General features: G+C 72.0%; 24 protein-coding genes and 1 pseudogene. 13 read left to right on the top strand and 12 right to left on the bottom strand.

The genetic code is table 11. The features are described from left to right. The first annotated feature begins 120 nt into the window (after positions 1 to 120). On the top strand, positions 121 to 771 hold the full coding sequence (locus tag IE290_RS11790; protein ID WP_191244579.1) for a TetR/AcrR family transcriptional regulator: 651 nt from the start codon (positions 121 to 123) through the stop codon (positions 769 to 771). 793 nt (positions 772 to 1564) lie between these two features. Here the strand turns inward: IE290_RS11790 and IE290_RS11785 are convergent. From IE290_RS11785 to IE290_RS11765, 5 genes are all read right to left on the bottom strand, one after another. Continuing rightward, on the bottom strand, positions 1565 to 1864 hold the full coding sequence (locus IE290_RS11785) for a hypothetical protein (protein WP_191244578.1): 300 nt from the start codon (positions 1862 to 1864) through the stop codon (positions 1565 to 1567). 108 nt (positions 1865 to 1972) lie between these two features. Then, positions 1973 to 2938 carry a catechol 2,3-dioxygenase gene (locus IE290_RS11780; protein ID WP_191244577.1) on the bottom strand — a complete coding sequence of 322 codons (966 nt, stop codon included), beginning with the start codon at positions 2936 to 2938 and terminating at the stop codon, positions 1973 to 1975. 18 nt (positions 2939 to 2956) lie between these two features. Then, entirely contained in the window at positions 2957 to 3997 is a 1041-nt protein-coding gene (locus IE290_RS11775; RefSeq protein WP_191244576.1) for a 4-oxalomesaconate tautomerase, read from the bottom strand. After that, positions 3994 to 4701: a 4-carboxy-4-hydroxy-2-oxoadipate aldolase/oxaloacetate decarboxylase gene (locus tag IE290_RS11770; RefSeq protein WP_191244575.1), complete on the bottom strand. Its 708-nt coding sequence runs from the start codon at positions 4699 to 4701 to the stop codon at positions 3994 to 3996. Before IE290_RS11770 ends, IE290_RS11775 begins: the two co-directional genes overlap by 4 nt. After that, positions 4698 to 5435: a PIG-L deacetylase family protein gene (locus IE290_RS11765; protein WP_191244574.1), complete on the bottom strand. Its 738-nt coding sequence runs from the start codon at positions 5433 to 5435 to the stop codon at positions 4698 to 4700. The genes IE290_RS11770 and IE290_RS11765 overlap by 4 nt, the downstream gene beginning before the upstream one ends. Before the next feature lie 36 nt (positions 5436 to 5471). Between IE290_RS11765 and IE290_RS38530 the strand changes: the two are divergent. The 4 genes and pseudogenes from IE290_RS38530 to IE290_RS11750 all read left to right on the top strand — a co-directional run. Further along, positions 5472 to 5681 (top strand): annotated as a pseudogene (locus IE290_RS38530) (MFS transporter); the annotation flags it as partial. Between the two features lie 245 nt (positions 5682 to 5926). Then, complete coding sequence (locus tag IE290_RS37810; protein WP_229874419.1) at positions 5927 to 6109, top strand: hypothetical protein; 183 nt, start codon at positions 5927 to 5929, stop codon at positions 6107 to 6109. A 410-nt stretch (positions 6110 to 6519) separates the two neighbouring features. Beyond that, complete coding sequence (locus tag IE290_RS11755; RefSeq protein ID WP_191244572.1) at positions 6520 to 7275, top strand: DivIVA domain-containing protein; 756 nt, start codon at positions 6520 to 6522, stop codon at positions 7273 to 7275. A gap of 170 nt (positions 7276 to 7445) precedes the next feature. Further along, positions 7446 to 7823, top strand: a complete 378-nt coding sequence (locus IE290_RS11750; RefSeq protein ID WP_191244571.1) for a DUF5994 family protein — start codon at positions 7446 to 7448, stop codon at positions 7821 to 7823. A gap of 233 nt (positions 7824 to 8056) precedes the next feature. On the opposite strand, the gene IE290_RS11745 is transcribed toward IE290_RS11750, so the two are convergent. Beyond that, a complete protein-coding gene (locus IE290_RS11745) occupies positions 8057 to 8473 on the bottom strand; it encodes a DUF6292 family protein (RefSeq protein ID WP_191244570.1) in 417 nt (138 codons plus the stop codon). Between the two features lie 316 nt (positions 8474 to 8789). Between IE290_RS11745 and glnT the strand changes: the two genes are divergently transcribed. From glnT to IE290_RS11715, 6 genes are read left to right on the top strand one after another with little or no spacing between them, the layout of a single operon-like run. Next, positions 8790 to 10106: a type III glutamate--ammonia ligase gene (glnT, locus tag IE290_RS11740; RefSeq protein WP_191244569.1), complete on the top strand. Its 1317-nt coding sequence runs from the start codon at positions 8790 to 8792 to the stop codon at positions 10104 to 10106. Between the two features lie 14 nt (positions 10107 to 10120). Next, on the top strand, positions 10121 to 10984 hold the full coding sequence (locus IE290_RS11735) for a class II glutamine amidotransferase domain-containing protein (RefSeq protein ID WP_191244568.1): 864 nt from the start codon (positions 10121 to 10123) through the stop codon (positions 10982 to 10984). Further along, positions 10972 to 11640, top strand: coding sequence for a GltB/FmdC/FwdC-like GXGXG domain-containing protein (locus IE290_RS11730; RefSeq protein ID WP_191244567.1), 669 nt, complete (start codon positions 10972 to 10974; stop codon positions 11638 to 11640). The genes IE290_RS11735 and IE290_RS11730 overlap by 13 nt, the downstream gene beginning before the upstream one ends. Positions 11641 to 11653: 13 nt before the next feature. After that, positions 11654 to 12967: an FMN-binding glutamate synthase family protein gene (locus tag IE290_RS11725; RefSeq protein ID WP_191244566.1), complete on the top strand. Its 1314-nt coding sequence runs from the start codon at positions 11654 to 11656 to the stop codon at positions 12965 to 12967. Next, positions 12964 to 14145 carry an NAD(P)/FAD-dependent oxidoreductase gene (locus IE290_RS11720; protein ID WP_229874418.1) on the top strand — a complete coding sequence of 394 codons (1182 nt, stop codon included), beginning with the start codon at positions 12964 to 12966 and terminating at the stop codon, positions 14143 to 14145. The genes IE290_RS11725 and IE290_RS11720 overlap by 4 nt, the downstream gene beginning before the upstream one ends. Positions 14146 to 14172: 27 nt before the next feature. After that, positions 14173 to 14817 (top strand): helix-turn-helix domain-containing protein, encoded by a 645-nt coding sequence (locus IE290_RS11715; RefSeq protein WP_191244564.1) that lies wholly within the window; start codon positions 14173 to 14175, stop codon positions 14815 to 14817. A 769-nt stretch (positions 14818 to 15586) separates the two neighbouring features. Here the strand turns inward: IE290_RS11715 and IE290_RS11710 are convergent. The 6 genes from IE290_RS11710 to IE290_RS11685 all read right to left on the bottom strand — a co-directional run bounded on the left by IE290_RS11710 (position 15587) and on the right by IE290_RS11685 (position 21448). Continuing rightward, on the bottom strand, positions 15587 to 17179 hold the full coding sequence (locus tag IE290_RS11710) for a tannase/feruloyl esterase family alpha/beta hydrolase (protein WP_191244563.1): 1593 nt from the start codon (positions 17177 to 17179) through the stop codon (positions 15587 to 15589). A gap of 87 nt (positions 17180 to 17266) precedes the next feature. After that, a complete protein-coding gene (locus tag IE290_RS11705) occupies positions 17267 to 18340 on the bottom strand; it encodes an isocitrate/isopropylmalate dehydrogenase family protein (RefSeq protein WP_191244562.1) in 1074 nt (357 codons plus the stop codon). Then, positions 18337 to 19134, bottom strand: a complete 798-nt coding sequence (locus tag IE290_RS11700; RefSeq protein ID WP_191244561.1) for a crotonase/enoyl-CoA hydratase family protein — start codon at positions 19132 to 19134, stop codon at positions 18337 to 18339. Before IE290_RS11700 ends, IE290_RS11705 begins: the two co-directional genes overlap by 4 nt. A 38-nt stretch (positions 19135 to 19172) precedes the next feature. Beyond that, positions 19173 to 20195, bottom strand: a complete 1023-nt coding sequence (locus IE290_RS11695) for a LacI family DNA-binding transcriptional regulator (protein WP_191244560.1) — start codon at positions 20193 to 20195, stop codon at positions 19173 to 19175. Between the two features lie 15 nt (positions 20196 to 20210). After that, the gene (locus IE290_RS11690) at positions 20211 to 20522 is read right to left on the bottom strand and encodes a hypothetical protein (protein WP_229874417.1); all 312 of its coding nucleotides are present in this window, start codon (positions 20520 to 20522) and stop codon (positions 20211 to 20213) included. 20 nt (positions 20523 to 20542) lie between these two features. Continuing rightward, on the bottom strand, positions 20543 to 21448 hold the full coding sequence (locus IE290_RS11685; protein ID WP_191244559.1) for a DUF6772 family protein: 906 nt from the start codon (positions 21446 to 21448) through the stop codon (positions 20543 to 20545). Between the two features lie 110 nt (positions 21449 to 21558). Between IE290_RS11685 and IE290_RS11680 the strand changes: the two genes are divergently transcribed. Both IE290_RS11680 and IE290_RS11675 read left to right on the top strand, forming a co-directional pair. Further along, entirely contained in the window at positions 21559 to 22866 is a 1308-nt protein-coding gene (locus tag IE290_RS11680; protein ID WP_191244558.1) for an MFS transporter, read from the top strand. 73 nt (positions 22867 to 22939) lie between these two features. After that, positions 22940 to 23869 (top strand): AraC-like ligand-binding domain-containing protein, encoded by a 930-nt coding sequence (locus IE290_RS11675; RefSeq protein WP_191244557.1) that lies wholly within the window; start codon positions 22940 to 22942, stop codon positions 23867 to 23869. Positions 23870 to 23871: the final 2 nt, after the last annotated feature.

Below are 23871 nucleotides of genomic sequence, written 5' to 3'. Positions count from 1 at the left end.
GGAGAATTAAATCAATCGATTGACTTAGCGTAGCAGACCGGGTTAGGGTGCATTCGGGTGATCGGTAAAATGCCCGGACGCGGGCCGCCTGGCCTGCCCTGATTCCCCGCGGTGGTGACGATGACGACGAGGACGGCACGGGCCGATCGCGTCACCGCCACGCGCGAGGCGATCCTCACGACGGCCGAACGGCTCTTCGCCGAGCACGGCGTCTACGCGGTGTCCAACCGGCAGATCAGCGAGGCGGCAGGGCAGGGCAACACGGCCGCCGTGGGCTACCACTTCGGCACGAAGGCCGATCTCGTGCGGGCGATCGTGCGCAAGCACACGGCGGAGATGGAGCGGATCCGCGACCGGATGGTGGCCGAGACCGGGGATTCGGACGACCCGCGCGACTGGATCGCGTGCATCGTGCGGCCGGCCACGGAACACCTGGCGGCGCTGGGAAATCCGACGTGGTTCGCGCGGTTCAGCGCGCAGGTCACCACGGACCCCGCGCTGCGGGACATCTTCGCCGAGGACGCGTTGTCGTCGCCGTCGATGGTGAAGACGCTCGAAGGGCTGAAGCGCTGCCTGCCGGAGCTGCCGGCGGAGGTGCGCGCCGAGCGGAGCGCCATGATGCGCCAGCTGATGGTGCACATGAACGCCGAACGGGAACGCGCCCTGGCCGACGGAACCCCGACGCCACGGAAGAACTGGCACGACGCGGCGACCGGCTTGATCGACGCCGTGATGGGGTTGTGGATGGCACCGGTGAGCGGGGCGCGCTGACCGCCCGGGGTCAGACCCACGGCGGAGCGCACACCTAACCATCACCCCAGCGTCGGCTCTTGCACCACGCTCCCCGGACCCGGGAGGCTGACCGTATTCGCGTGGCAGCCGGTCGAACTCCCCGTAGTCGGGCCGGTCAGTCGGCGGCGGTCCGTCGAGGATCAGCACGCCAACGGCGATTGCAGCCACAGCCCCGATGGCGAGGCGCCGCCGGGGTTTGGGGGATGGGCGGTAGCGAGGGAGCCGGTGGGTGTGATGGCACCGGCGGTGGAAGTGGCGGGGGGTTGCGGAATCGGCGGGTGCTGCGGGTGGTGCGTGCGCAGGCGTGGTGGTACCGGCGGCGGGAGCGGCGGCGGTCGTGGGGTTTGTGGGAGTGGCGGCGAGTGCTGTGAGTGGTGGGTGTGCAGGCGTGATGGCACCGGCGGCGGGAGCCGCGGCGGTCGCGGGGCTTGCGGGACGGTGGCAAGCCGCGGGTGGTGGGTCCGTAGGTGTGGTGGAACCGGCACCCGGAGCCGCGGGAGGCACCGGCGCCCCGCCCCTGCAGTGCGGCGGTTGCCGCCCGCCCTGCGGTGCTGCGGTTGGCGTCCCGCCCTGCGGTGCGGCGGTCGGCGCGCCCCTGCGGAGCCGTCGCGGGTGGCGCGCCCCTGCGGAGCCGCCGCGGGTGGCGGCTCCTTGACCGGTCGTTCGGAACCAGCTCCTCACCGGCGGGCTGCGCCTGTCGTGCATGGGGCGTCCACCTGTGCGGGCACCACGTCGTGCCCCGACAGGCGGAGAACCCCAGCACCACCTCACCTCAGCAGTCGGAGACCTGCCGGATGCTGGGGTAGTCGAGACCGTACTGGTAGTCGATCAAGCCGAGTTCCTGGTCCCGCGACGGCGGGATTCCCCAGCAGTGCCACAGGTCCCACAGGTTGTCCCACCCGGTGACCAGGATCCAGTTCGACGAGCAGTTCATCCAGTGCGCGTACCCGTTGGTCGCGTACTTCCCGCACGGCTGCTGGACCGTCACCGGAGCGGCGGCGCTCGCGGCCGGGGCCGCCGCCACCATGACCGCGACAGCCGCTCCCACGGCCAAGGACGCGGTGCGTTTCATGTTTCCTCCCCAGAATCCCCCTGGCGGCAGACCTGCCGCACACCTCGAGCGTGCCACAGGATCGCTTGCCCGCCAAGGAGATCCGGCCCCCCGTCACCCGTGTGGCGGTCAGGCCGGCACGGGCGGCGTCCCGTGCGTGTGGAACGACTCGATCGTCTTCAGGCCCCACGCCTGGCCCTTCGCCCGCTCGGCCTCGGTCCAGGTGACCGGTTCCCAGTCGGGCGCGAAGATCAGCCGCGCGGTCGGGTTGCACAGCTCGATCCGGTTGCCGCCGGGCTCGTAGACGTACAGGAAGAACGTCTGCTGGATCGCGTGCTTGTGCGGCCCGGTCTCGATGAACACGCCCTTGTCCAGCGCGATGTCCGCGGCCCGCAGGATGTCCTCCCGCGTGTCCGTCGCGAACGCGATGTGGTGCAGCCGCCCGGACGAGCGCGTCCAGTCATTGGTGTAGACCAAGTCGTAGGACTTCTGCGCGAAGTGCGTCCACTGCCCGGAAATGACCCCGCTGTCGAGCCGGATCTGCTCCGTCACCCGCCCGCCCAGCGCGTCGCAGACGAAACCGCCGTTCGCCGCGGCGTCCTGGGCCAGGTAGTTGACGTGGTCCAGCCGCCGCACGCACACCCCGCGCGCCGGGTAGGCCTGGGCCTGGTTCTTCAGCGACGGCCGCAGGTGCTCGGGCGGGTCGTACTTCTCGGTCTCCCAGTAGATCTCCATCTCGTGCCCGTCCGGATCGCGGAAGGCGTACGCGGGCCCGATCCCGGGGTCGCCGTCCACCCAGCCGATGCCCAGGCCGCGTTCCTCGATCGCAGCCACCCGCCGCTTGAGGGCCGCCTCGCTGGACGCGCGCATCGCGGTCCGCCCCACCCCGGAGGTCTTGGCGGCGGTGAGCTTGACGCTGTGGTGCTCGTAGTCGTCCCACGTGCGCAGGTAGACCGAGTCGCCCTGCGAGCCGTTCTCGGTCAGGCCCAGCACATCGACGAAGAAGTCCAGGCTCTTCTCCGGTTCCGGCGTGAGCAGCTCGACGTGGCCGAGGTGGGCGATCTCGTGACGGGGCGAGGGTTGCAGGTGGGGCATCGATGCCTTCCAAATCAGTCAGTGACGGGGAAAAACGGTGCCGTCGAACAACTTCCGCGCTGTGCGGATGACGGTCGAGCGGCGCACGCGGGGTCCGGGCGCCAGTTCGACGCCGACGTCCAGCGTGCCGCTCGGGTGCTCGACGCCGACCGGCGAACCGGGCGGCGGCGCGGTGAACAGCTCGTGCCCGGCCGCGCCGTCGAGCATCAGCGCGGTCACCACGCTCACCGCGCCCAGCACGCCGATCGACGGGTGCGGGCGCAGCGGGATGAACGTCCGCGTGCAGATGGCGCCGCCGTCGCGCGGCGCGGCCACCAGCGTCGTCTTCGGCACCGACGTGCCGCCGACGTCGCCGAGGCCCATCAGCTTCCCGGCCGCCAGGCGCAGCGCCTGGATTTCCTCGGCCAGCCCGGCCAGTTCGTCCACCGGTTCGTATCCGGTGAGGCCGAAGTCGGCCGCGCGCGCCACGACGACGGGCATCCCATTGTCCACACAGGTCACCGAGATGCCGCCGATGTCGTCGACGACGTTGCCGGTGGGCAGCAGGCTGCCGCACACCGACCCTTCGGTCCCGGTGAACTCCAGCTCGACCGGGGCGGCGGTGCCGGGCACGCCGGAGATCGCCGTGGTGCCGCGGTAGTCGACCGTCCCACCGGGAGTGTCGAACGTGGACACCGCGATCGAATCCGTGTTGACCATCCGCACCCGCACGCTGGTGCGCTCGCCACCGGCGGGCACCAGCCCGCGCTCGACGGCGAACTGGCCCACCCCGGCGAGCAGGTTGCCGCAGGTCTGCCGGTCGGAGACGGTCGCCTCCTCGATCCCGATCTGCAGGAACAGGTAGTCGACGTCCCGGTCGCCGTCGGCGGGGGAGACGATCGCGACCTTGCTGGTCACCGGCTGCGCGCCGCCGAGCCCGTCGATCTGCCGCGGGTCGGGCGTGCCCATGATCCGCAACAGCAGGTCGTCGCGCTCGGCGGGATCGGCGGGCAGGTCGGAGGCGAGGAAGTAGGCGCCCTTCGACGTGCCGCCGCGCATCAGCATGCAGCGCACGCTCATCCGCGCTCCAGTTTCGCGTACTCCTCGGCGGTGACGTACCGGACGCCCAAGCCGGCGAGCTTCTCCCGCAACCCGTAGCGGTCCAGGCCCAGCTCTCCGGCGCGGAACGCCTGCCGCGTGGCCTCTTCCTTGTCCGCCCGGGCCCGCGCCGCGCGCAGCCCTTCGCCGACCAGTTCGCGGGGCACGCACAGCACGCCGTCGTCGTCGGCCAGGATCGCGTCGCCGGGGCGGATGGCCTGCCCGCCGATCACGATCGGCACGTTGACCGAGCCCGCGGTCGCCTTGACGGTGCCCTGCGCGCTCACCGCGGCCGACCACACCGGGAACCCCATCGCACGCAGGTCCGCGACGTCCCGCACGCCGGTGTCGATGACCAGGCCACGCACTCCGCGGTGCCGCAGCGCGGTGGCGAACAGCTCGCCGAACAGGCCGTCCCGCGAGGGTGAGGTGGTGGTGACGACCAGGACGTCGCCGGGGCCGCACTGCTCGACCGCGGCGTGGATCATCAGGTTGTCGCCCGGCCAGCACAGGGCGGTCACGGCGGTGCCGCCGATGCGCGCGCCGTCCTGGATCGGCCGCAGGTCCGGGCCGAGCAGGCCGGTGCGGCCCAGCGCCTCGTGCACGGTCGCGACGCCGAACTCCGCCAGGGCGGCGACCTCGTCCGCGTCGGCGCGCGGCGGATCGGTGACGATCACCCCGGTCATGCCAGCGCCCCCGTGACCTGCGGGTACACCCGGACGTAGGCTTCGCCCACGGTGGTGTGCGGCAGGCCGAGGTTCGGCCCGGCGTTGCGCTTGAGCTGCACGCCGCGCCGCTTGGCGAGATCGGTGTAGTAGTCCCACATGTGCTGCTGTGCGGGCAGGCACTCCATGGCCTTGCGCTTGCGGTCGAACACCGGCGTGATGTCCAGCAGCACGTCCGGCTTGAAGTCGCACTGCTCGGGCTGGTGCGGCTCGAAGAAGAACACCGGGGGTGCGCCGAGCGGGTCGCCGGGCGCGTCGTAGCCGATGGCCTGCGCCAGCACTCGCGCCTGCAGCGCCATCCGCGCCGCCGCCGGGTGGTCGCCGTTGTAGGGGTCGGACAGGGTGTGCGTGAGCACCACGGTCGGGGCCAGCTCGCGGTAGACGTGCACCAGCCGGTCGACCAGCTCCGGCGACTCCCGCAGCGGGTAGTCGCCGGCGTCGAAGAAGCGCACCTCCGCGCCCAGCGCCGCGGCCGCGTTCTCGGCCTCCTCGCGGCGGATCGCCTTGATCTCGTCCAGGTTCTTGCCCTCGCGCCAGGCGCGGGCGGACTCGCCGCGCTCGCCGAAGCTCAGGCAGACGACCGTCGCCCGCTCGCCGCGTTCTGCGGCCAGGGCGATCGCGCCACCGGCCCGCCACACGAAGTCGCCCGCGTGCGCGCTGACCACCAGCAGGCTTCCTGTCGCCGGGTTTGGCATGGGTTTCTCCTCGGTTCGGCTCGTGCTGCAGTCAGGATGCTTTTTGCGGCCAAAATTGTCAACAATCTTGTGTCCAGGATCGGCGCCCAGTGCCCGTCGGTCGAGCTGTTCGGCGCCGCCCGGTTCGTGGCCGGCCTCGGCCTCGGCGGGCTGCTGCCGTCGGCGATCGCGATGGTGACGGAGTACGCGCCGCCGTGGCGCAAGAACCTCAGCGTGACCATCGTGATGACCGCGCACCAGGCCGGCGGCGCGATCGCCGGTGCGCTGGCGATGTCCGTGGTCGAGTCGCTGGGCTGGCGCTGCGCGGCCGGTGGCGATCCTGTGGTTCGCGCTCACCGCGGTCGGGGTCGGGCTGCCGGCGATCCGCATGCCGCTGCCGCTGACCTACGTCGTGGTGTTCCTGATCGGCGGCTGGCTGTTCACGGACGCTCATCTACTCCAGCGTCGGCGCCCACTACCCGGCCGGCGTGCGGGCCACCGCGCTGGGGTGGGTGTCCGGCATTGGGCGCTTCGGCGCGGTGTTCGGGCCGTGGCTGGGTGGCATCCTCGTGGCGAGCCAGTTGTCCGGGCCGGGCTTCGCGGTGTTCGCCGTCGCGGGCCTGCTCAGCCCTGCGATGGTGGCGCTGGTACGGCGGCCCGCTGTGGGGAGGCGGTCCCCGGGGCACGTGGGCTGAACCGCCGGGGACCTGGTCGGCGTCGCTGCCCGGGCAATGACGAGACCTGGTCCCACTGTCCTCCGACCCCCGCCCCGGCGGTAGGGCGTTTTCTCGACGGTGGACGGCGAGGAACACCGCGATCGCGTCCGCGGCGTTCCGGTCCACCCGCTCGCTGCTCCCCTGGGGCTGGCTGGCCACGGTGTCCCAGCAGGCGTGATTCACCCGTACCGGTGGGCCGTGCCGGTTCGTGCTCACGTCGAGGAGTCGCTGCGGGGGGTGCCGGGCGCCCGGTCGCACGATCGGACCGCGCGCCACCCCCGACGGCTACGGTGCGATGGCATGCCGAGGGTGTCCCGGCGAACCTGATCTTCAGCCGAACGGGGAATGGTGGTTTGCGGGCCCCGGCGGCGCGATCGAGACTCGGGGACATGGTCAACAGCGGTGGCAATGACATCCTGGCCGAGCGCGAGATCGAGTTCTCGTCGGCTCTGCGTGGTTACGACCGCCGGGAGGTCGACGCCTACATCCGCCGGCTGCGCGCGCGGGCCGGGCACCTGGCGAGCGAGCTGGAGGAGAAGGAGCGGCGGCTGTCCGAACTGGGCGGTGACCCGTCGGTGCCCCTGCAGATCGTGGGGTCCGGCAGCATCGGCGCCCGGGTCGAGCGGATCATCGCCCAGGCCGAGGTGGAGGCGCGCGAGATCCGCGAACAGGCCGAACAGGACGCCGCGGAGACCCGCAAGGCGTACGAGGACCAGGCCGAGGAGGCCCGCCGCCAGCGCGAGGACCTGGCGAAGCGGGCGAACGAGCAGGCGCAGGAGATGATCCGCCGGGCCGAGGAGGAGGTCGAACGCCTGCGCGCCACCCGGCAGACCCTGCTCGCCCAGCTGGTCCGGATCGGCGAGATCATCGACACGGCGGCCGAGCAGGCGGCGCGCACCCCGGACATCCAGCCGCCCGCGCTAGACCTGCTGCCCACCGGAGCCGCCGACGAAAAGACCACAGTGGACTCTGACGAGGACGAAGAGCTGGCGGATACTGCGGAGTCCGATGTGGACGAGGCGGCGGACGAGGTTCCGGAGGCGCCGGAGCCGCGCAAGCCCGCCGAGACGGGCAAGATCAGCCCGGCGATGCTGGCGGCCAAGGCGCGCCGGCAGGCCAAGCAGGACGCGGTGGCCGAAGCCTGACGAGGTTTTTTCTGCCCGGCGGGGGAAATCCGCTCGCGGACGGCGCTATCCGGCCCGGGTGGGTGTAGCGTCGGAGGTGTCGAGAGCATCTCGCGCACCGGCGGTCAAGCCGGCGCCGTTCTCGGCCGCTGAAGCCGACCCGGTCACGGGCCGGGGGCAGGAGCACCGGCATGTCGTCGGGCCCACACGTTCGCACCACCACCCCGAAGGCCGGTACGGCCGCCGGGCCGCCGCGGCTGAAACTCCGAGCGAGTCAGAACCCGACGGCGCCCACCCCGGGGTACGTCGACGGGGCTTGGTGGCCCCGGTCGCGTGACCTGTCCGCGGAGCTGCCGGCACTGCGCGCGGTGCTGGCAGCCCGCCTCGGGCCGATCGACCGGATCGCCTACCACACGACGGCCTGGGATCCCGCCGTCCGCCACTTCGACCGGCGCGGGTCGCTGACGCCGGTGGTGGGGTACCGGAGGCAGGGTTCGGACACGGTCTCCGTGACGACCACCGCGGGCGACAGCCTCGTCCTCGTGGTGGTGCCGCCCGCCCGCGTGTAGGGCTCGGGGGTACCGCACCAGCGCGCGGCCGTCTGCCGGGCGCCCGCCCGCGGTGCTTTCCTCGCCGCGCTCGCTCCGTGCGCCGCCGGCTCAGGCGTAGCGCGCAAGGGGCGCGGCCGTCGCCGGCCGACGCCCAGGCGGATCGGGCGACCGCCCGCTGGTTGCCCCGCCCGCCGTCCAGCCTCAGGCCTACCGCGCCAGTCGGCCGCCGGCCGGGCACCGCCCGCCCGCGGTTAGTTCTCCACGTACCGCGCCAGGCGCGCGGCCAGCTCGCTCCGCCCCACGTCCACCGCGAACACCGGCCGTGGCGCGCTGGAGCGCTCCGCGGCGATGACGTCCGTGACGAACCGCGCCACGGCGGCCGGCTCCGGGACCACGTCCTCGCCCGCGAACCACGCCAGCACCACCGGCGGCTCGCCCGGATCGGTCTCCACCGCGACCGCCCAGCCGTTGCGCTCGCTCCACACCAGCATCAGGTCCTCGCCCGGCCGCGTCGGCCACCGGCGGGTCAGCCCCAGGTACGCGGTGGCCGTGTCGCTGAGCTCGAACGACGTCGCCTCCGCAGGCACCCCGACGGCCTCGGCCACCGCCCGCAGGTATCCGGCGAGCCCGCGGCTCAGTTCGGTCAGCCCGGCGGCGCGACGATCCATGCGACCAGCCTAGTTGGGCGCCCTCCGCGCCTGAGCCGCTCGGTCAGGAACCGGCGCAGCGGCTTCGGCCGGTCAGCCGGTGCACGGTGCCGGTCGCCCGGTCCTCGCTGCCACGGCGGATGTGGTCGTCCAGTGCGCCGAGCGCGGCGGCGAAGTGTGGCGCACCGGTACGCCGGTGCGAACGGTCGAGACGATGCCGTCTCGTCTGTAGCGCGACTCGTAACGCGTATTCACACGTCCGTAACCACCTCTCGGTTTCTTGTGGCGACAATCAGTTTCGTGAAACGATAAGCCAGCACAGAACCGGGAGACCGAGATGACGCTCGACGTGCCACCCGCGCCGGCGGCCGCGCCCGACCTCGCCGCGCGCGCCCGTGCCGACGGTGTGCGCTTCCTGATGGCCCTCTTCGTCGACCTGACCGGCAAGCCCTGCGCGAAGCTCGTGCCGGTCGAGGCCGCGCGCGAACTGCAGGAGGAGGGCGTCGGGTTCGCCGGGTACGCGGTCGGCGCGATGGGCCAGCAGCCCTCCGACCCCGACCTGATCGCGATCCCCGACCCGGCCAGCTACACGCTCCTGCCGATGGTGCGCGAGGGGCTGGCGCTGGTGCACTGCGACCCGCACGTCGAGGGGCGGCCGTGGCCGTTCGCGCCGCGCGTGATCCTCAAGTCGCTGCTGCGGCGGGCCACCGCCCGGCAGCTGGAGCTGTTCGCCGGTGCGGAGGTCGAGTACTTCCTGGTCAACCGCGACTCCGACGGCCGGCTCGTGCCCGCCGACGCCCACGACAACGCGGCCCGCCCCTGCTACGACGCCCGCGGCCTGACCCGCATGTACGACCACCTCACCGGTGTCTCGTCCGCGATGAACGCCCTGGGCTGGGGCAACTACGCCAACGACCACGAGGACGCCAACGGCCAGTTCGAGCAGAACTTCGCCTACGCCGACGCGCTCACCACCGCCGACCGCGTCATCACCGCCCGGTACCTGATCTCCACACTGGCCGAGCGGCGCGGCATGACCGCCACCTTCATGCCCAAGCCGTTCGCGGACCAGACCGGCTCCGGCATGCACCTGCACCTGTCGCTGTGGAACGCGGGCACGCCGCTGTTCCCCGGCGGCGAAGCGTTCGGACTGTCCACTGTGGCGCGCCGGTTCCTGGCCGGCATCCTCGCGCACGCACCCGCCCTGCAGGCCGTGCTCGCGCCCACCGTGAACTCCTACAAGCGCACCGGCGCGACCTCGACCCGCTCGGGCGCCACCTGGTCACCGCGGCGCGCGACCTACGGCGGCAACGACCGCACCCACTACGTGCGCATCCCGGACGGCAACCGCGTTGAGCTGCGCGGCGGCGACGGCTCGGCCAACCCCTACCTCGCCCTGGCCGCGGCGCTCGCCGCCGGTCTGGACGGCATCGAGCGGGGGCTCGACCCGGACACCGCCGGACGCCCGGAACTGCCGCCGACGCTGCTGCACGCGATCGACGCCCTGGGCGCGGACCCGGTGGTCACCGCCGCACTGGACGCCGCCGGGCCGGGCGTGGCCGAGTATTTCGCCGGGCTCAAGCGCGAGGAGTTCTTCGACTGGCACGGCACCGTCGGCTCGTGGGAGCACGACCGCTACCTGACCGCGTTCTAGGAAGGAGACCCGCCATGTGCGGAATCGTGGGGCTGCACCTGCGCGATCCCGGGCTGTACCCGCGGCTCGGGCAGTTGCTGGAGGGGATGCTGTGCCAGGTCGTCGAGCGCGGCCCGGACTCGGCGGGCGTCGCGGTCTACGGTGACCGCCGCCGCTGTCCCGAGGGATACGCCGCGGTGTCACTGCTGTCGGCCGACACCGAGAAGTTGCGCAAGCGCTTTCCTGACGCTGTAGTGACCGAAGCCGGCGACACCACCGTGCTCGCCGCGCCCCTGTCCGTCGAGGACCTGGTCGCCGCCCTGCCGGGCGAGCGCATCGTCGGCGCGGGCGCCGATCTGACCGTCTACAAGGGAACCGGACACCCGCGGGAGCTGGCCGCCACCTACGACCTGGCGCACGCGCAGGGCTGGCAGGGCCTCGCCCACACCCGGATGGCCACCGAGTCGGCGGTCACGCCCGAGGGCTGCCACCCGTTCTCGGTCGGCCCCGACCAGTGCCTGGTCCACAACGGATCGTTCGCCAACCACGCCACCATCCGCCGCGAGCTGCGGGCGCGGGGCGTGGAGTTCGACTCGGACAACGACTCCGAGGTCGGTGCCCGGTTCGTCGCGCAGCGGCTGGCGGAGGGTGAGGACCTGGACAAGGCGCTGCGCGCGTTGTGCGAGCGCTTCGACGGCTTCTACACCCTGCTGGTGACCAGCGCGGACGGGTTCGCCGTGGTGCGCGACGCGATCGCCTGCAAGCCCGCGATCATCGCCGAGACACCCGCCTGGGTCGCGATGGCCTCGGAGTTCCGCGCGCTCGCGGACCTGCCCGGCATCGCAACCGCCCGCATCTACGAGCCCGAGCCGGAAAGGGTCTACGCATGGCAGCGCTGATCGACCTCACCCGCAGCAGCGTGCGGGAGCTGAACGCCGAACTGCACGCCCCGGTTGCACGCGAGTACGAGGTGCGGCACCCGCAGGGCGCCCACGCGCTGGCCGCCGGGATCCGCGACGACATCACCGTCGACATCCGCGGCCACGCCGGCTACTACTGCGCGGGCATGAACGACGGCGGCACCGTCACCGTGCACGGCAACGCGGGCACCGGGGTGGCCGAGAACATGATGTCCGGCCTGGTCCGGGTCACCGGCGACGCGTCCCAATCGGCCGGGGCGACCGGACACGGCGGGCTGCTGGTGATCGAGGGCTCGGCGTCGATGCGCTGCGGCATCTCGATGAAGGGCATCGACATCGTGGTCGGCGGCGACATCGGCCCGATGAGCGCGTTCATGGCGCAGGCCGGGCGGCTCGTCGTGTGCGGCGACGCCGGGGACGGCCTCGGCGACTCGATCTACGAGGCCCGGATCTACGTGCGCGGCGCGGTCGGCGGGCTCGGCGCGGACTGCGTCGAAAAGCCGATGCGGGAGGAGCACCTCAGCGAGCTGAAGGACCTGCTCGCCGTCTCCGGCCTGGCGCACGACCCGTCCGAGTTCCGCCGCTACGGCTCCGCCCGGAAGCTCTACCACTTCGCCGCGCACAACTCGTACTGACCAGGAGCAGCTGATGACCGACCCCGCCCTGCGCGAGTCCGCGACGTTCGACCGCGCCACCATCGCCGCGATCCAGCGCGCCGCCGAAACCGGCGTCTACGACATCCGCGGCTGGGGCGCCAAACGCCCGCTGCCGCACTTCGACGACCTGCTGTTCCTGGGCGCGTCGATGTCCCGCTACCCGCTCGAAGGCTACCGCGAGCGCTGCGACACCGACGTCGTCCTCGGCGACCGCCACGCCAAGTACCCGCTGCACCTGGACATCCCGGTCACCATCGCCGGGATGAGCTTCGGCGCGCTGTCCGCGCAGGCGAAGGAGGCGCTCGGGCGCGGCGCGTCCGAAGTGGGCACGTCCACCACCACCGGCGACGGCGGCATGACACCCGAGGAGCGCGGTCAGTCCAAGCACCTCGTCTACCAGTACCTGCCCTCGCGGTACGGCATGAACCCGGCCGACCTGCGCAAGGCGGACGCCATCGAGATCGTGCTCGGCCAGGGCGCCAAACCGGGCGGCGGCGGGATGCTGCTCGGGCAGAAGATCTCCGAGCGCGTCGCCGGGATGCGCACGCTGCCCGCCGGGATCGACCAGCGCTCGGCCTGCCGCCACCCGGACTGGACCGGGCCGGACGACCTGGCCATCAAGATCCTGGAACTGCGGGAGATCACCGACTGGGAGAAGCCGGTCTACGTCAAGGTCGGCGCCACCCGCACCTACTACGACGTGAAGCTGGCCGTCGCCGCGGGCGCGGACGTGGTCGTGGTGGACGGCATGCAGGGCGGCACCGCGGCCACCCAGGACGTGTTCATCGAGCACGTCGGCATCCCCACGCTGGCCGCGATCCCGCAGGCCGTGCAGGCGCTGCAGGAACTCGGGCTGCACCGGAAGGTCCAGCTGATCGTCTCCGGCGGCATCCGCACCGGCGCCGACGTCGCCAAGGCGATGGCCCTGGGCGCGGACGCGGTCGCGATCGGCACCGCCGCGTTGATCGCGCTGGGTGACAACCACCCGCGCTACGCGGCGGAGTACGCGAAGATCGGGTCAGCGGCCGGGTTCTACGACGACTTCCAGGACGGCCGCGACCCGGCCGGTATCACCACCCAGGACGAGACACTGGCCGCGCGACTGGACCCGGTCGAGGGCGGCCGCCGGATCGCCAACTACCTGCGGGTGCTCACCATGGAGGCGCAGACGCTGGCCCGGGCGTGCGGGAAGGCGCACCTGCGCAACCTCGAGCCCGAGGACCTGGTCGCGTTGACCATCGAGGCCGCCGCGATGGCCCGCGTGCCGCTGGCCGGGACCGAGTGGATCCCGGGGGTGTCGCGGTGAACGCCGAGGTGGTGATCGTCGGCGGCGGTCTGGAGGGCACCGCGGCGGCGTGGGCGCTGGCGCAGCGCGGCGTGACGGACGTGGTGGTGTGCGAGCGGGACACCGTCGGTTCGGGCGGGACGGGCAAGTCCAGCGGCGTGGTGCGCTGTCACTACGGGGTGTCGTCGCTGGCGGCGATGGCCCGCAAGGGGATGGAGCTGTTCGAGAACGCCGCCGAGATCCTCGAGACCGATATCGGGTTCCACCAGACCGGGTACGTCGTCGGCGTCGGGGAGTCCAATGTGGAGGCGCTGCGGGCCAGCCTGGCCGATCAGCGGGCGGTCGGGGTGGCGACCGAGGAGATCGACCGGGCCGAGGTGGCGAAGCTGTGGCCGGTCGCGGATCTGGACGACTTCGCCGCGTTCGCGTGGGAGCCGCGCGGTGGCTACGGCGACGCCTACTCGACGGCGCAAGCGTTTGCCGCGGCTGCTCGGGCGGCGGGGGTCCGGATCCGGCAGGGCGCGGCGGTGGCCGAGGTGCTGGTGTCCCGGGAGCGGGCGACGGGGGTGCGGCTGGCCGACGGGTCGGTGATCGGGGCGTCCACAGTGGTCGTGGCGGCCGGGCCGTGGTCGGTGCCGCTGCTGGCCGCGCACGGGATCGAGCTGCCGATCACCGTGCACCGGGAGCAGATCGTGCTGGTCGACCCGGGGGTGGACCTGGGGGCGGTGCCGGTGTTCTCGGATCTGGTGTCGCTGCAGTACGTGCGGCCCGAGGTGTCCGGGGAGATCCTGTTCGGCAACAGCGACCTGGCCCGGCTGCACCCGGCCGACCCGGACGACTACGCCAACCGGGCCGACGCGGACTTCCTGGAGCTGGCGGTGGAGAAGATGGCGCGGCGGTTCCCGGGACTGGCGGACGCGTCGATCGCGAGCACCTACGCCGGGTGTTACGACGTGACGCCGGACTTCAACCCGGTGATCTCGCCGGCGCCGGTCGACGGGCTGGTGGTGGCGGCCGGGTTCAGCGGGCACGGGTTCAAGATCTCGCCCGCGGTGGGTGCGCTGGTCGCGGACCTGGTGGTCGACGGCAAGAGCGCCGACCCGGACGTGCCGGAGGCGGATTTCCGGTTGTCGCGGTTCGCCGAGGGTGCGTTGCTGACCAGCCCGCACCCGTACGTGGGGGCGGGGGAGATGCGCTGAGTATCATCGGTGGATGGGCGGGCAGTCGTGAGCAAGGACGAGGCACCTGCCGGGCCGGCCGCGCGCGAGGTCGACAAGCCGGCGCCACGGCAGGGCAGGCTGGAGCGGGCGATCGCCGGGCAGGTGCGCCAGCTGCGGCACGCCCACGGCCTGACGCTGGCCGAGCTGGCGGCGCGCACGGGCATCTCGGTGGCGATGCTGTCCAAGATCGAGAACGCGACGATCTCCTGCAGCCTCACGACGCTCGACCGGTTGGCGGACGCGTTCGACGTGCCGGTCACCGCGCTGTTCCGAGCAGCCGACACCCAACGCGAGGCGGTGTACACCCCGGCGGGCGCCGGAGCGCGAATCGTGCAACGCGGAACGCGGGTGGGTCACGACTACACGTTGCTGGGTGCGCTGCGGGGGCCGCACAAGCGGATGGAAGCGCACATCGTCACGCTGACCGAGCGGAGTGAGGAGTTCCCGCTCTTCCAGCACCCCGGGACGGAGCTGCTGTACATGCTGGAGGGCGAGATGGTGTACGGCCACGGGGAGGCCAGCTACACCATGCGCCCGGGCGATGCGCTGCAGCTGGACGGCGAGGGTGTGCACGGGCCGCGGGAGCTGGTGAAGCTCCCCATCCGGTTCCTGTCGGTGGTGGCTTACGGGGAAGTGGCGCCGGAGGGGTGAGGCCGGCGGTGGTGGGGGATGTGCGGGGGCCGGGAACGGTGTGGCTGCCCCCCCGGCCTTCCGTCCCACCTCGCCAACCGGCGGACGGCAGCGGAAGGGGCCCGGCGCCAACCTGGGCCGCAGTTCACCTCACCAATCGGCGGACGGCAGCGGAAGCGGGCCCGACGTCAACCTGGGCCGCAGTTCACCTCACCAATCGGCGGACGGCAGCGGAAGCGGGCCCGACGCCAACCTGGACCGAAGTCCACCCCACGAACCGCAAGCCGGCGGCGCAAGTGGACCGACTACCCCAACCAGACCTCCCCCGCCCCCGATCCACAGCCGATCTTTGGTCGCCGACCAGGCGTGTCAAGGTACTCTTTCCCGCCTTGACACGCCTGCTCGGCGACTGAAACACAATCAGGCATCGGGGGCGGGGGTGGTCGTAAGGTGACGTTTGGCGCCGTGAGGCGCTCTTTTGAATCCGCCCGTAGGGCGGGCTCTTCGCCTGCCCGAGGCGCGGCTTTAAAGATCAAAAGATGTCCTCGCCGGACGGGCAGGCTCCGGGATGACGGGAATGCAGGCACGTCACCTCGGGTGGGTGGGAGCTGGGTGGTCATCCCGTCGCCTTCCGGTTTGTGCATATCACCTTGAGCCAGGGCCGCAAGGTTGGCATGTCATCTCACGCGAGCACAGATGTTGCGGCCCTGGCTCAAGGTGATCGTCACGTGACAGGCGACGGGATGACCACCCAGCTCCGCTTTGGTGCAAAGCACGGCGCTGTGCGCCGTCAGTTGGCGCAGCTGAAGCTGCTTGCTGTGGCTGGGTCGCCTGCTCGGTAGCGGGGCCAGGTCGGGTATTCGCAGAGTGGCCTGGTTCGTCCGGTGGCCGCGTCCGTCACCACCGGGGCCTTGGGCGCCTCGCGGTGTTCGGCCCAGTTTTCGAGTGCGGTGAGCGAGTCCCAGGCTGCGGGGAAAGCCGCTCCGATGTTGGCGTGGTTCGCGCCGGGGACCAGGTAGAACCGCGCGAAGGCATCCGTCGCCCGCTTGCCCAGCGTGCGTTCCACCCGCTCGAAGTAGTCCACTGTAGACCGGTGGCTGACCAGCTCGTCCGCGGTGCCGTGCAGCAGCAGGAGTTTGCCGCCGGCCCGGGCGAACGGTCCCAGATCCGCGTTGTTCACGTCCTGCAGCGCGGTCAGCTCGCTGATCCGGCTCTGCCACGGGCCCGGCCGCCGCGGGTCCAGCGTCAGGGCGTCGAAACCGGGGTCACGGGTCACGAAGTACCGGACCCACTGGTCCCAGAATTGCACACCGTACCCGGCGGCCGTCGGCATCGGGGTGGCTGGGGCGACCGTGCCCATGCCGAGCAGTGGAGTCGTCATGGCGGCGCCCGACAGGAACGGGAAACCGGGGTAACCACGCTCGCCGCTCGCCACGCGGTACTTCCACCGCAGCGGCTCGGAAAGCGCCTTCACCGCGCCGATCTGTACGTCCGACAGGCACGTGTCACCGGTGTCCGCGCCGCCGGGGCACCGCAGCACCCGCGGGTCGAACCGGCACCCCGTCTCGTCCGAGATCACGCCGTCGCGCAGGCCGTCCAGACCATCACAAGCCTGGATCACGCTGCGGTACAACAGAGCCTGCTTCGCCGGGTTCGGGAACGCGCCCGGTTGCGACAGCACCTGCGCCTCGTAGCCGAAGAACAAGTCCAGGCTCGCCGCGTTCCACGCGGGGTACACCGAGATCACGCCGTCGAAATCCGCGGGCCACCGTTGCGCTACCGCCAGTGCCTCGCGGCCACCGGTCGAGCCGCCCGCGAAATAACTGTACGACGGGGGCGCCGAATACCGCTTCGCGATCACGAACATCGCCGCGTCCCGGGTCTTCTTCAGCGCGTCGCCGGAAAAATTGTGCACCGCCTCGTCGTTGACGCCGAACGAGCCGTCGAGCGAAGTGGCCGGGACGTGCGTCGGCGACGCTTGGTGCCCGGAGTCGCCGGCGAAAGTCGCGTAGCCGCGCGCGAGTGGCGTCGGCCGGTCGACCGGTCCGAACGGGACGTTGCCCGCCACGTTCGGGATCGTGCCGTTGTACCCGCCGCCCCCGAACATCAGCGCCTTGCCGTTCCACTCGGCCGGGAGCGCGACCCGCATCCGGATGTCCGGCGCCGCCGGGTCCACCGGGTGCAGCGCCGCGTCCACCTGGCAGTACGTGCCGGTGACCTGCGCCGCGGTCACCGTGCCACCGCTGGTCGGCAGGCCGATCGCGGTGGCCGGGATCGCCAGCCCGGCCAGCTCCGTGCACGCCGCCACCGGATCCGCGTGCGCGGGCGCCGCGAATGCCGCGGCCGCCAGCGCCGGAACGAGCACGGCAACAGACCTTCTCATCGACGATCCTTCCCACGCGCCGGTGCGAGATCGTCAGGGTAGGCAGCGGGCGGGAAGATCCACCATGTCGGCGGACCACACCGTCGATCAGCGCGTCATGTGCTTGATCGACATCACCACGGCGTCGGTGAAGGCACGAGTGCCGGCCGAGCCGCCGAGGTCCCGCGTCGCCACGCCACCGCGGATCGTGTCCGCCACCGCGTCACGGATGATGCCCGCGACCCGGGCGGGCGCGGGGTCGTCGTGGCGCTCGCCCAGCCACTCCAGCAGCATCGCGGCGGAGGTGATCATCGCGACCGGGTTCGCCACGTCCTGCCCGGCGATGTCCGGCGCCGATCCGTGCGTGGCCTGCGCCATCCCGCGCGTGGCCGACACGTTCACCGACGGCGCGATGCCGAGCGAGCCGGCGATCTCCGCGGTGAGGTCGGACAGGATGTCGCCGAACATGTTCTCCGTGACGATCACGTCGAACTCCGGCGCGCGCCGCACCAGGGCGGCGGCCATCGCGTCGATGTGGGCGTCGTCGACCGCGACGTCCGGGTACTGCCGGGCCACCTCCCGGCAGGTGTCCAGGAAGAGTCCACTGGTCATCCGCAGCACGTTCGCCTTGTGGACCACCGTCACCCGCCGGCGCCGCCGCCGCGCCAGACGGAACGCCTCGTGCGCGATCCGTTCCACCGACTCGCGTGTGAAGATCGCGTGCGCGATCGCCACGTCCGGCGTCGGCATGAACTCGCCCGCGCCGGCGAAGGTGTTGCGGTCGGCGTAGAAACCCTGGGTGTTCTCGCGCACGATCACCAGGTCGGTGCCCGGCACCAGCGCCCGCGCGCCGTCGAACGCCCGCGCCGGGCGGATGTTGGCGAACAGGTCGAAGTGCTTGCGCAGGAAGCCGCTCGGGTTGAGAGGCGAGCGGTGCGGCTCCGGGTAGGACGCGTTGTCGTGCGGGCCGAGCAGCCACGCGTCGGCGCTGGTCAGCGCCTCGACCGTGGAGTCCGGCAGGGGAGTGCCGAACTCGTCGATCGCCGAGCGGCCCACCGGCAGCGGCACCCACTCGATCGCGAGCGCGCCGGCCGCCGCGTCCACCACGCGGACCGCCGCCGGGACGATCTCCGGACCGATGCCGTCCCCGTCCAGAACCCCGAGCCGGTAGGTCCTCCTCATGCCGGATCCGTGAAGCGCGGCGCCCGCTTCTCGAACGACGCGGTCACCGCCTCGACCTGGTTCGGGCTGCCGATCAGCGCGGTGATCTCCCGCTGCTCCGCCGCGAAGCCGGCCTCGTGGTCGCGCGGCAGGTCCAGCAGGCGCTTCGCGGCGCGGACCGCGTCCGGGCTGCGTCCGGCGATCGACCGGGCCAGCTCCAGCGCAGCCGCGCGCGGATCGTCGGCCACCCGCGTCGCCAGGCCCAGCGCGACCGCCTCCTCGCCGCTGACCATGCGGCCGGTGAAGGTCAGCTCCTTCGCCACGTCGCGGCCGACCAGCTCCGGCAGCACCTGCGTGCCGGTCATGTCCGGGATCAGCCCCCACTTGATCTCCAGCACGGACAGCCTGGCGTCCGGCGCGACGATCCGGATGTCCGCGCCCAGCGCGACCTGCAGCCCGCCGCCCAGCGCGTGCCCGGTGATCGCGGCGATCACCGGCACCGGCAGCTCGGCCCACACGTAGGCCGCGCGCTGCCCGGTCGCCTTGGCCGGGCCGTCCGGCGGCGGCAGGTCGACGTCGGCGCTGATCCGGTCGCCGGAGCGCATCGCCTGGAACGCGGCGAAGTCCAGGCCCGCGCAGAAGTCCGGCCCCTCGCCGGACAGCACGACCGCGCGCAGCCCCGGCTCGGTCTTCAGCCGCTCCCCGGCGCGCACCAGGGCCGCGAACATGGCGGGGTCCAGGGCGTTGCGCTTGTCGGCCCGGTTGAGCCGCACGTCGGCGACGCCCTGGCTGATGTCGATACTGACGCGGTCCATGGCGCCAGTCTCACCCGGCGGGGGCGGCGGGGACAAGATCAGCGCACCACGCGCGCCGAGTCGCGTTCGACCAGTTCCGCGCTCAGCCGCACGGTTTCCCGGGGGCGGTCGGGGTCGGCGATCCGCCGCAGCAGCAGCTCCACCCCGGCCGAGCCGACGTCGTCGGCGGGCAGCCGGATCGTGGTCAGAGCCGGCTCCAGGTAGGCGGCGAACGGGTGGTCGCCGTAGCCGAGCACCCGCACGTCCTCGCCGACGGTCAGCCCGCACTCCCGGATCGCCTTGTAGACCCCGAGCGCGAAGTAGTCGTTGCCGGTGACCACCAGGTCCGGGTGGTGCTCGCGGCTGATCAGCCCGGCCGCGAGCCGGTGCGCGTCGTCCGGGCGCCACGGCAGCGCCGCGTCCCGCGTCCGGTGCCCGGGCACCTTCAGCACCAGCGAATCGCCGCCGAGCGCCCGGCGGAACCCGGCGATGCGCGCGGCGACCGTGCTGATCTCCAGATCTTCCTCGAACAACCAAGCCGGCCCCGGGCCGGCCACGCGGGACACCGCGTCCGCCACCGCCTGCTCGACGTCGATGCCGACGAAGTCGAAGCCCAGCTCCGGGATGTCGCGGCTGAGCAGCACGACCGGCAGCCCGGCCGCGGACAGCTCCGCCCACACCCCGGGCCGGTGCTGGATCGGCACCGCCAGCACCCCGTCGACGCCGAAGCGCAGCAGCTGCTGCACCGCGCGTTCCTCGTTGTCCTCGTTCTCCTCGGTGACCAGCAGCAGCACCGAGTACCCGGCGACGCGGCACTGCCGCTCCACCGCCGAGATCAACGCGGCGTAGAACGGGTTCGACGGGTTGGTGATCACCAGCGCGAGTACCATCGTGGTGCCCGAGACCAGCGACCGGGCGTGGCTGTTCGGCACGTACCCCAGCCGCCGGGCCTCGGCCACGATCATCTCCCGGGTGGCCTCGCTGACCTGGTCCTTGCCCGACAGCGCGCGCGACACCGTGTTCGCGGACAGACCGACCCTGTCCGCGACGTCACGCAACGTGACCCGCCGAGCGCGCACCACCAGCCGACCTCCGGATCAACCCTTGCCAACAAGATAGATGCGCAGCTTCCCGGTCGCGCCGGGACCCACGGTGCAGCGCACCCGCAGCCACTGCCCGAACCCGCTCACCGGCCAGGTGATCAGGCCGGGGGAGTCGATGCGGTGCTCGGCGTCGTCCAGCGGGCACCAGTGCAGCCCGTCCGGGGAGATCTCGGTGCGGAAGACCAGCGGGCCGTCCGCCTCGAGCGCCTGCACGAAGAACCGGGCCTCTTCGGCCCACGGCAGCTCGTAGGGCTCGGTCGCGAAGTCCTCGCGTACCACGGTGTTGCGTTCCAGCACAGCCGTCATCGTCGAGCGCATGTCGTGCCTCACCACTCCACCGAGATCAGGACCGAGTCCAGGAACAGGAAGTTGCGCACGCCGCAGTGCGTGCGGACCGAGAAGTAGAAGTTGAGCAGGTTGTCCAGCGTGCCGTAGCGGTCCGGGTAGGGCGGCACCGGCACGTCCCGCATGTCCATCACCCGGTCGTTGAGCTGGAGCTCCACATTGGACCGGGTGCTGGTGTCGATGTCCCACCGCAGGTAGTGCCAGTTGATCTTCGTCGGCACCTCGTTGACGCACATCTCCAGCGGCTCGCCGAAGGTGCGCCAGTCGTCGGGGTCGGGCGCGGTGAAGTCGGCGGCGTAGGGCAGGGCGAACTTGCCCTCCTGGTGGTCGCGCGGCGTCGGCTCCGGCACCACCGGGTACATCCAGCGGTTCGTCATCTCGCCGTCGAGGTTGGTGTTCTGGTAGCGGATGACGTTGTGGTAGCGCAGGCCGCCGTCCGAGCAGATGTCGGTGGCCACGGTGAACGCGCCGAACTGCGACTCCGACGGGTGCCGGTTGCCGTCCCAGGGCACCGACGCCGGCGCTTCGTGCCCGACGGTGGCCTCGGCCTTGAAGGCGAAGTGGGTCTCGATCCGCACGCGGCCGCGGCCGGCCATCGTCAGGCGGCGGATGCCGGTCGCGGTGTGCCCGGGGTAGGGGCGGGTCGCGAGCTTGAGCGCGTAGTTGCCGCTCAGCGTCCCGTGCGTGCCGACGTCGAAGAACGTGCACGAGGACAGCTGCGGCGGGCGGAAGTCGCGCATGTGGTCGTCCACGGTGTCCAGGTCGCCGCGGCCGTCGTAGTTGCCGAGCAGCTCGGTCCAGCCGTGCGTGGTGGAGTCGAACCGGTCGAAGCACAGCACCCGGGACAGCGGGTTGTACTTCGACAGGGCCGTCTCATTAACGTTCATGGAAGTCAAAGCGGTTCCTTGTCTCTTGACCGCAGGGAAAGCGAACTCGTAGCCTGTCGCCACCATGAACGTTAATGTAGACGTTCGCAAGACGCAACGAAGGGTCTGCGATGAGACTCCGGATCAGCCGGGCCACGGTGGGCTCGACCGTGGGCACGGCACTCGAGTGGTACGACTTCTCCCTCTACGGCACGGCCGCCGCCCTCGTGCTGCCGCAGGTGTTCTTCCCCTCCGGTGATCCGGTCGTCGCGACGCTGTCGTCGCTGGCCACGTTCGCCGTCGGCTTCTTCGCCCGCCCGGTCGGCGGGGTGATCATCGGCATCCTCGGCGACCGCGTCGGGCGCCGCACCATGCTGTTCGTGACCCTGATGGTGATGGCCGTGGCGTCCACGCTGATCGGAGCGCTGCCCAGCTACGCCACCGCCGGGGTCTTCGCGCCGGTCGCGCTGGTGCTGCTGCGGGTGGTGCAGGGGCTTGGTGCCGGTGGCGAGTACGCCGGGGCGATGCTGCTGTCCGCCGAACACGCCGAGACCAGGGCGCGCGGCATCAACGCCAGCGCGCCGACGCTGGGCAACGCGGTCGGCTCGCTGGTGGCGACCGGCGTGTTCTTCCTGACCTCGGCGCTGATGTCCGATGCGGACTTCGCCGGCTGGGGCTGGCGGATCCCGTTCCTGCTCAGCTGCCTGGTCGGCGTCGCCGGCGTGATCGTGCGGCTCAAGGTGCCGGACAGCCCGGAGTTCGAGCGCGCCAAGCAGGAGGGCCGCAGCACCCGGGCGCCGCTGCGGGCGCTGTTCGCCACCTCCGGGCGCAAGATCCTGCCCGGCATGCTGATCTCCGTCGCGCCCAACGTGATCAGCTACCTGCCCTCGGTCTACGCGCTGAGCTACCTGTCCAAGGAGGTCGGCACCGCGGCGTGGGTCGGCCTGCTCGGCATCGTCATCGCCAACGCGCTCAAGGTGGTCACGGTGCCCACCGCGGGCTGGCTGTGCGACCGGTTCGGGCGGCGGCCGGTGATGATGACCGGCGCGACCGCGGCGGCGCTGCTGTTCTACCCGTTCTTCTTCCTGCTCGACACCGGAACGCCCGTGGTGATCTGGGCGGCGCTGGTCATGCTCTACACCCTGTGCAACGACCTGACGCTGGCCTCGCAGGCGACGATGATGTCCGAGCTGTTCCCGGTCGGCTACCGCTACACCGGCGTCACGTTCACCCGGGAGATCGCGGGCGCGCTCGTCGGCGGGTGCATCCCGTTCGTCGCGGCCGCGCTGACCTCGGCGTCCGGCGGCCAGACCTGGCTGATCGCGCTGGTCTGCGGGCTGTTGTGCCTGCTGTCGGTGCTGGGCGCGCGGTTCATCGCCGAACCGGAGCACCTGCGCCGCCGCGACGCCTCGCCGGTGCCCACCGCGGCGGGAGGGTGACGCCGGGCACTCCGGCACGTACCATGACGCCGACCCGACCGGACGTTCGGTAATTCGAGGCGAGGAGGCCGAGGTGGGCGCGTTCCCGATGACGCTGGACGCCGGCACCACGACGAGCCTGGAGTCCTGGCGCGACGTGCTGGCGCGCGCGTTCGTGCCGCTGGACGTCGTCTCGATCGGGAACCGGTTCCACGGCCGGGTGGCCGCCCGCCCGATGGCCGACCTGCAGGTTTCCGTCGTCAGCTCGACGCGCCAGGTCACGCGCCGGACCCGGAGCCTGATCCGGCGCGGGTCCGGCGACCTCTACAAGGTGGGGTTGCAGCTGCGCGGGCACGGTGTCGTCCAGCAGGACGGCCGGACCGCGCGGCTGGCGCCCGGCGACCTGACCGTGTACGACACGAACCGGCCCTACGACCTGGTCTTCGACGACGACTTCGAGATGCTGGTGCTGGTCGTGCCGCGGCGCCGGCTGAAGCCGCGAGCGCCGCGGGTGGACGATCTGACGGCGGTGACGATCCCCGGCTCCGGTGGCAGTGGCGCGCTGACCTCGGCGTTGTTGCGCGGGCTGGACCCGCGGGTGGCCCAGCCCGGGCCGGAGGCGGCGTTCCTGTCCGACGCCGCGGTGGACATGCTGGCCGCGTGTTTCGCCGCGCGGGGCGAACCGCCCGCGGACACGGTGGTGACGGCCGCGCAGCGCTACATCGACGAGCACCTGTCCGACCCGGGGCTGTGCCCGGCCGAGGTGGCCGCCGCGGTGCACGTGTCGCTGCGCCAGCTGCAGAAGCTGTTCGAACGCCGCGGCGCGACGATCACCGGGTGGATCCGGGACCGCCGGCTGGAGCGGTGCTGGCACGACCTGGCCGACCCGGCGCTGGCGACCCGCCCGGTGGCGGCGATCGCCGCGTCCTGGGGCCTGGTCGACGCGGCGCAGTTCAGCCGCACCTTCCGCGCCCGCTACGGCCGCACGCCGCGCGAGCACCGGGCGCAGCTGGTGGCGGGGTAGCG

This window comes from Amycolatopsis deserti (assembly GCF_014653945.1).
In the GTDB taxonomy this organism is placed as follows: Bacteria; Actinomycetota; Actinomycetes; order Mycobacteriales; family Pseudonocardiaceae; genus Amycolatopsis_E; species Amycolatopsis_E deserti.
The sequence above is the reverse complement of the archived record's forward strand: the minus strand, read 5'-3'. Positions and strand labels throughout refer to the sequence as shown.

Excerpts from the sequence above, each read along its gene's own strand:
- IE290_RS11745 (WP_191244570.1), bottom strand. The coding sequence starts at position 8,473 with ATGGATCGTCGCGCCGCCGGGCTGACCGAACTGAGCCGCGGGCTCGCC.
- IE290_RS11680 (WP_191244558.1), top strand. The coding sequence starts at position 21,559 with ATGAGACTCCGGATCAGCCGGGCCACGGTGGGCTCGACCGTGGGCACG.
- IE290_RS11730 (WP_191244567.1), top strand. The coding sequence starts at position 10,972 with ATGGCAGCGCTGATCGACCTCACCCGCAGCAGCGTGCGGGAGCTGAAC.
- IE290_RS11780 (WP_191244577.1), bottom strand. The coding sequence starts at position 2,938 with ATGCCCCACCTGCAACCCTCGCCCCGTCACGAGATCGCCCACCTCGGC.
- IE290_RS11725 (WP_191244566.1), top strand. The coding sequence starts at position 11,654 with ATGACCGACCCCGCCCTGCGCGAGTCCGCGACGTTCGACCGCGCCACC.
- IE290_RS11750 (WP_191244571.1), top strand. The coding sequence starts at position 7,446 with ATGTCGTCGGGCCCACACGTTCGCACCACCACCCCGAAGGCCGGTACG.
- IE290_RS11690 (WP_229874417.1), bottom strand. The coding sequence starts at position 20,522 with ATGACGGCTGTGCTGGAACGCAACACCGTGGTACGCGAGGACTTCGCG.
- IE290_RS11770 (WP_191244575.1), bottom strand. The coding sequence starts at position 4,701 with ATGACCGGGGTGATCGTCACCGATCCGCCGCGCGCCGACGCGGACGAG.
- IE290_RS11735 (WP_191244568.1), top strand. The coding sequence starts at position 10,121 with ATGTGCGGAATCGTGGGGCTGCACCTGCGCGATCCCGGGCTGTACCCG.
- glnT (WP_191244569.1), top strand. The coding sequence starts at position 8,790 with ATGACGCTCGACGTGCCACCCGCGCCGGCGGCCGCGCCCGACCTCGCC.
- IE290_RS11685 (WP_191244559.1), bottom strand. The coding sequence starts at position 21,448 with ATGAACGTTAATGAGACGGCCCTGTCGAAGTACAACCCGCTGTCCCGG.
- IE290_RS11705 (WP_191244562.1), bottom strand. The coding sequence starts at position 18,340 with ATGAGGAGGACCTACCGGCTCGGGGTTCTGGACGGGGACGGCATCGGT.
- IE290_RS11785 (WP_191244578.1), bottom strand. The coding sequence starts at position 1,864 with ATGAAACGCACCGCGTCCTTGGCCGTGGGAGCGGCTGTCGCGGTCATG.
- IE290_RS11755 (WP_191244572.1), top strand. The coding sequence starts at position 6,520 with ATGGTCAACAGCGGTGGCAATGACATCCTGGCCGAGCGCGAGATCGAG.
- IE290_RS11710 (WP_191244563.1), bottom strand. The coding sequence starts at position 17,179 with ATGAGAAGGTCTGTTGCCGTGCTCGTTCCGGCGCTGGCGGCCGCGGCA.
- IE290_RS11765 (WP_191244574.1), bottom strand. The coding sequence starts at position 5,435 with ATGCCAAACCCGGCGACAGGAAGCCTGCTGGTGGTCAGCGCGCACGCG.
- IE290_RS11775 (WP_191244576.1), bottom strand. The coding sequence starts at position 3,997 with ATGAGCGTGCGCTGCATGCTGATGCGCGGCGGCACGTCGAAGGGCGCC.
- IE290_RS11700 (WP_191244561.1), bottom strand. The coding sequence starts at position 19,134 with ATGGACCGCGTCAGTATCGACATCAGCCAGGGCGTCGCCGACGTGCGG.
- IE290_RS11790 (WP_191244579.1), top strand. The coding sequence starts at position 121 with ATGACGACGAGGACGGCACGGGCCGATCGCGTCACCGCCACGCGCGAG.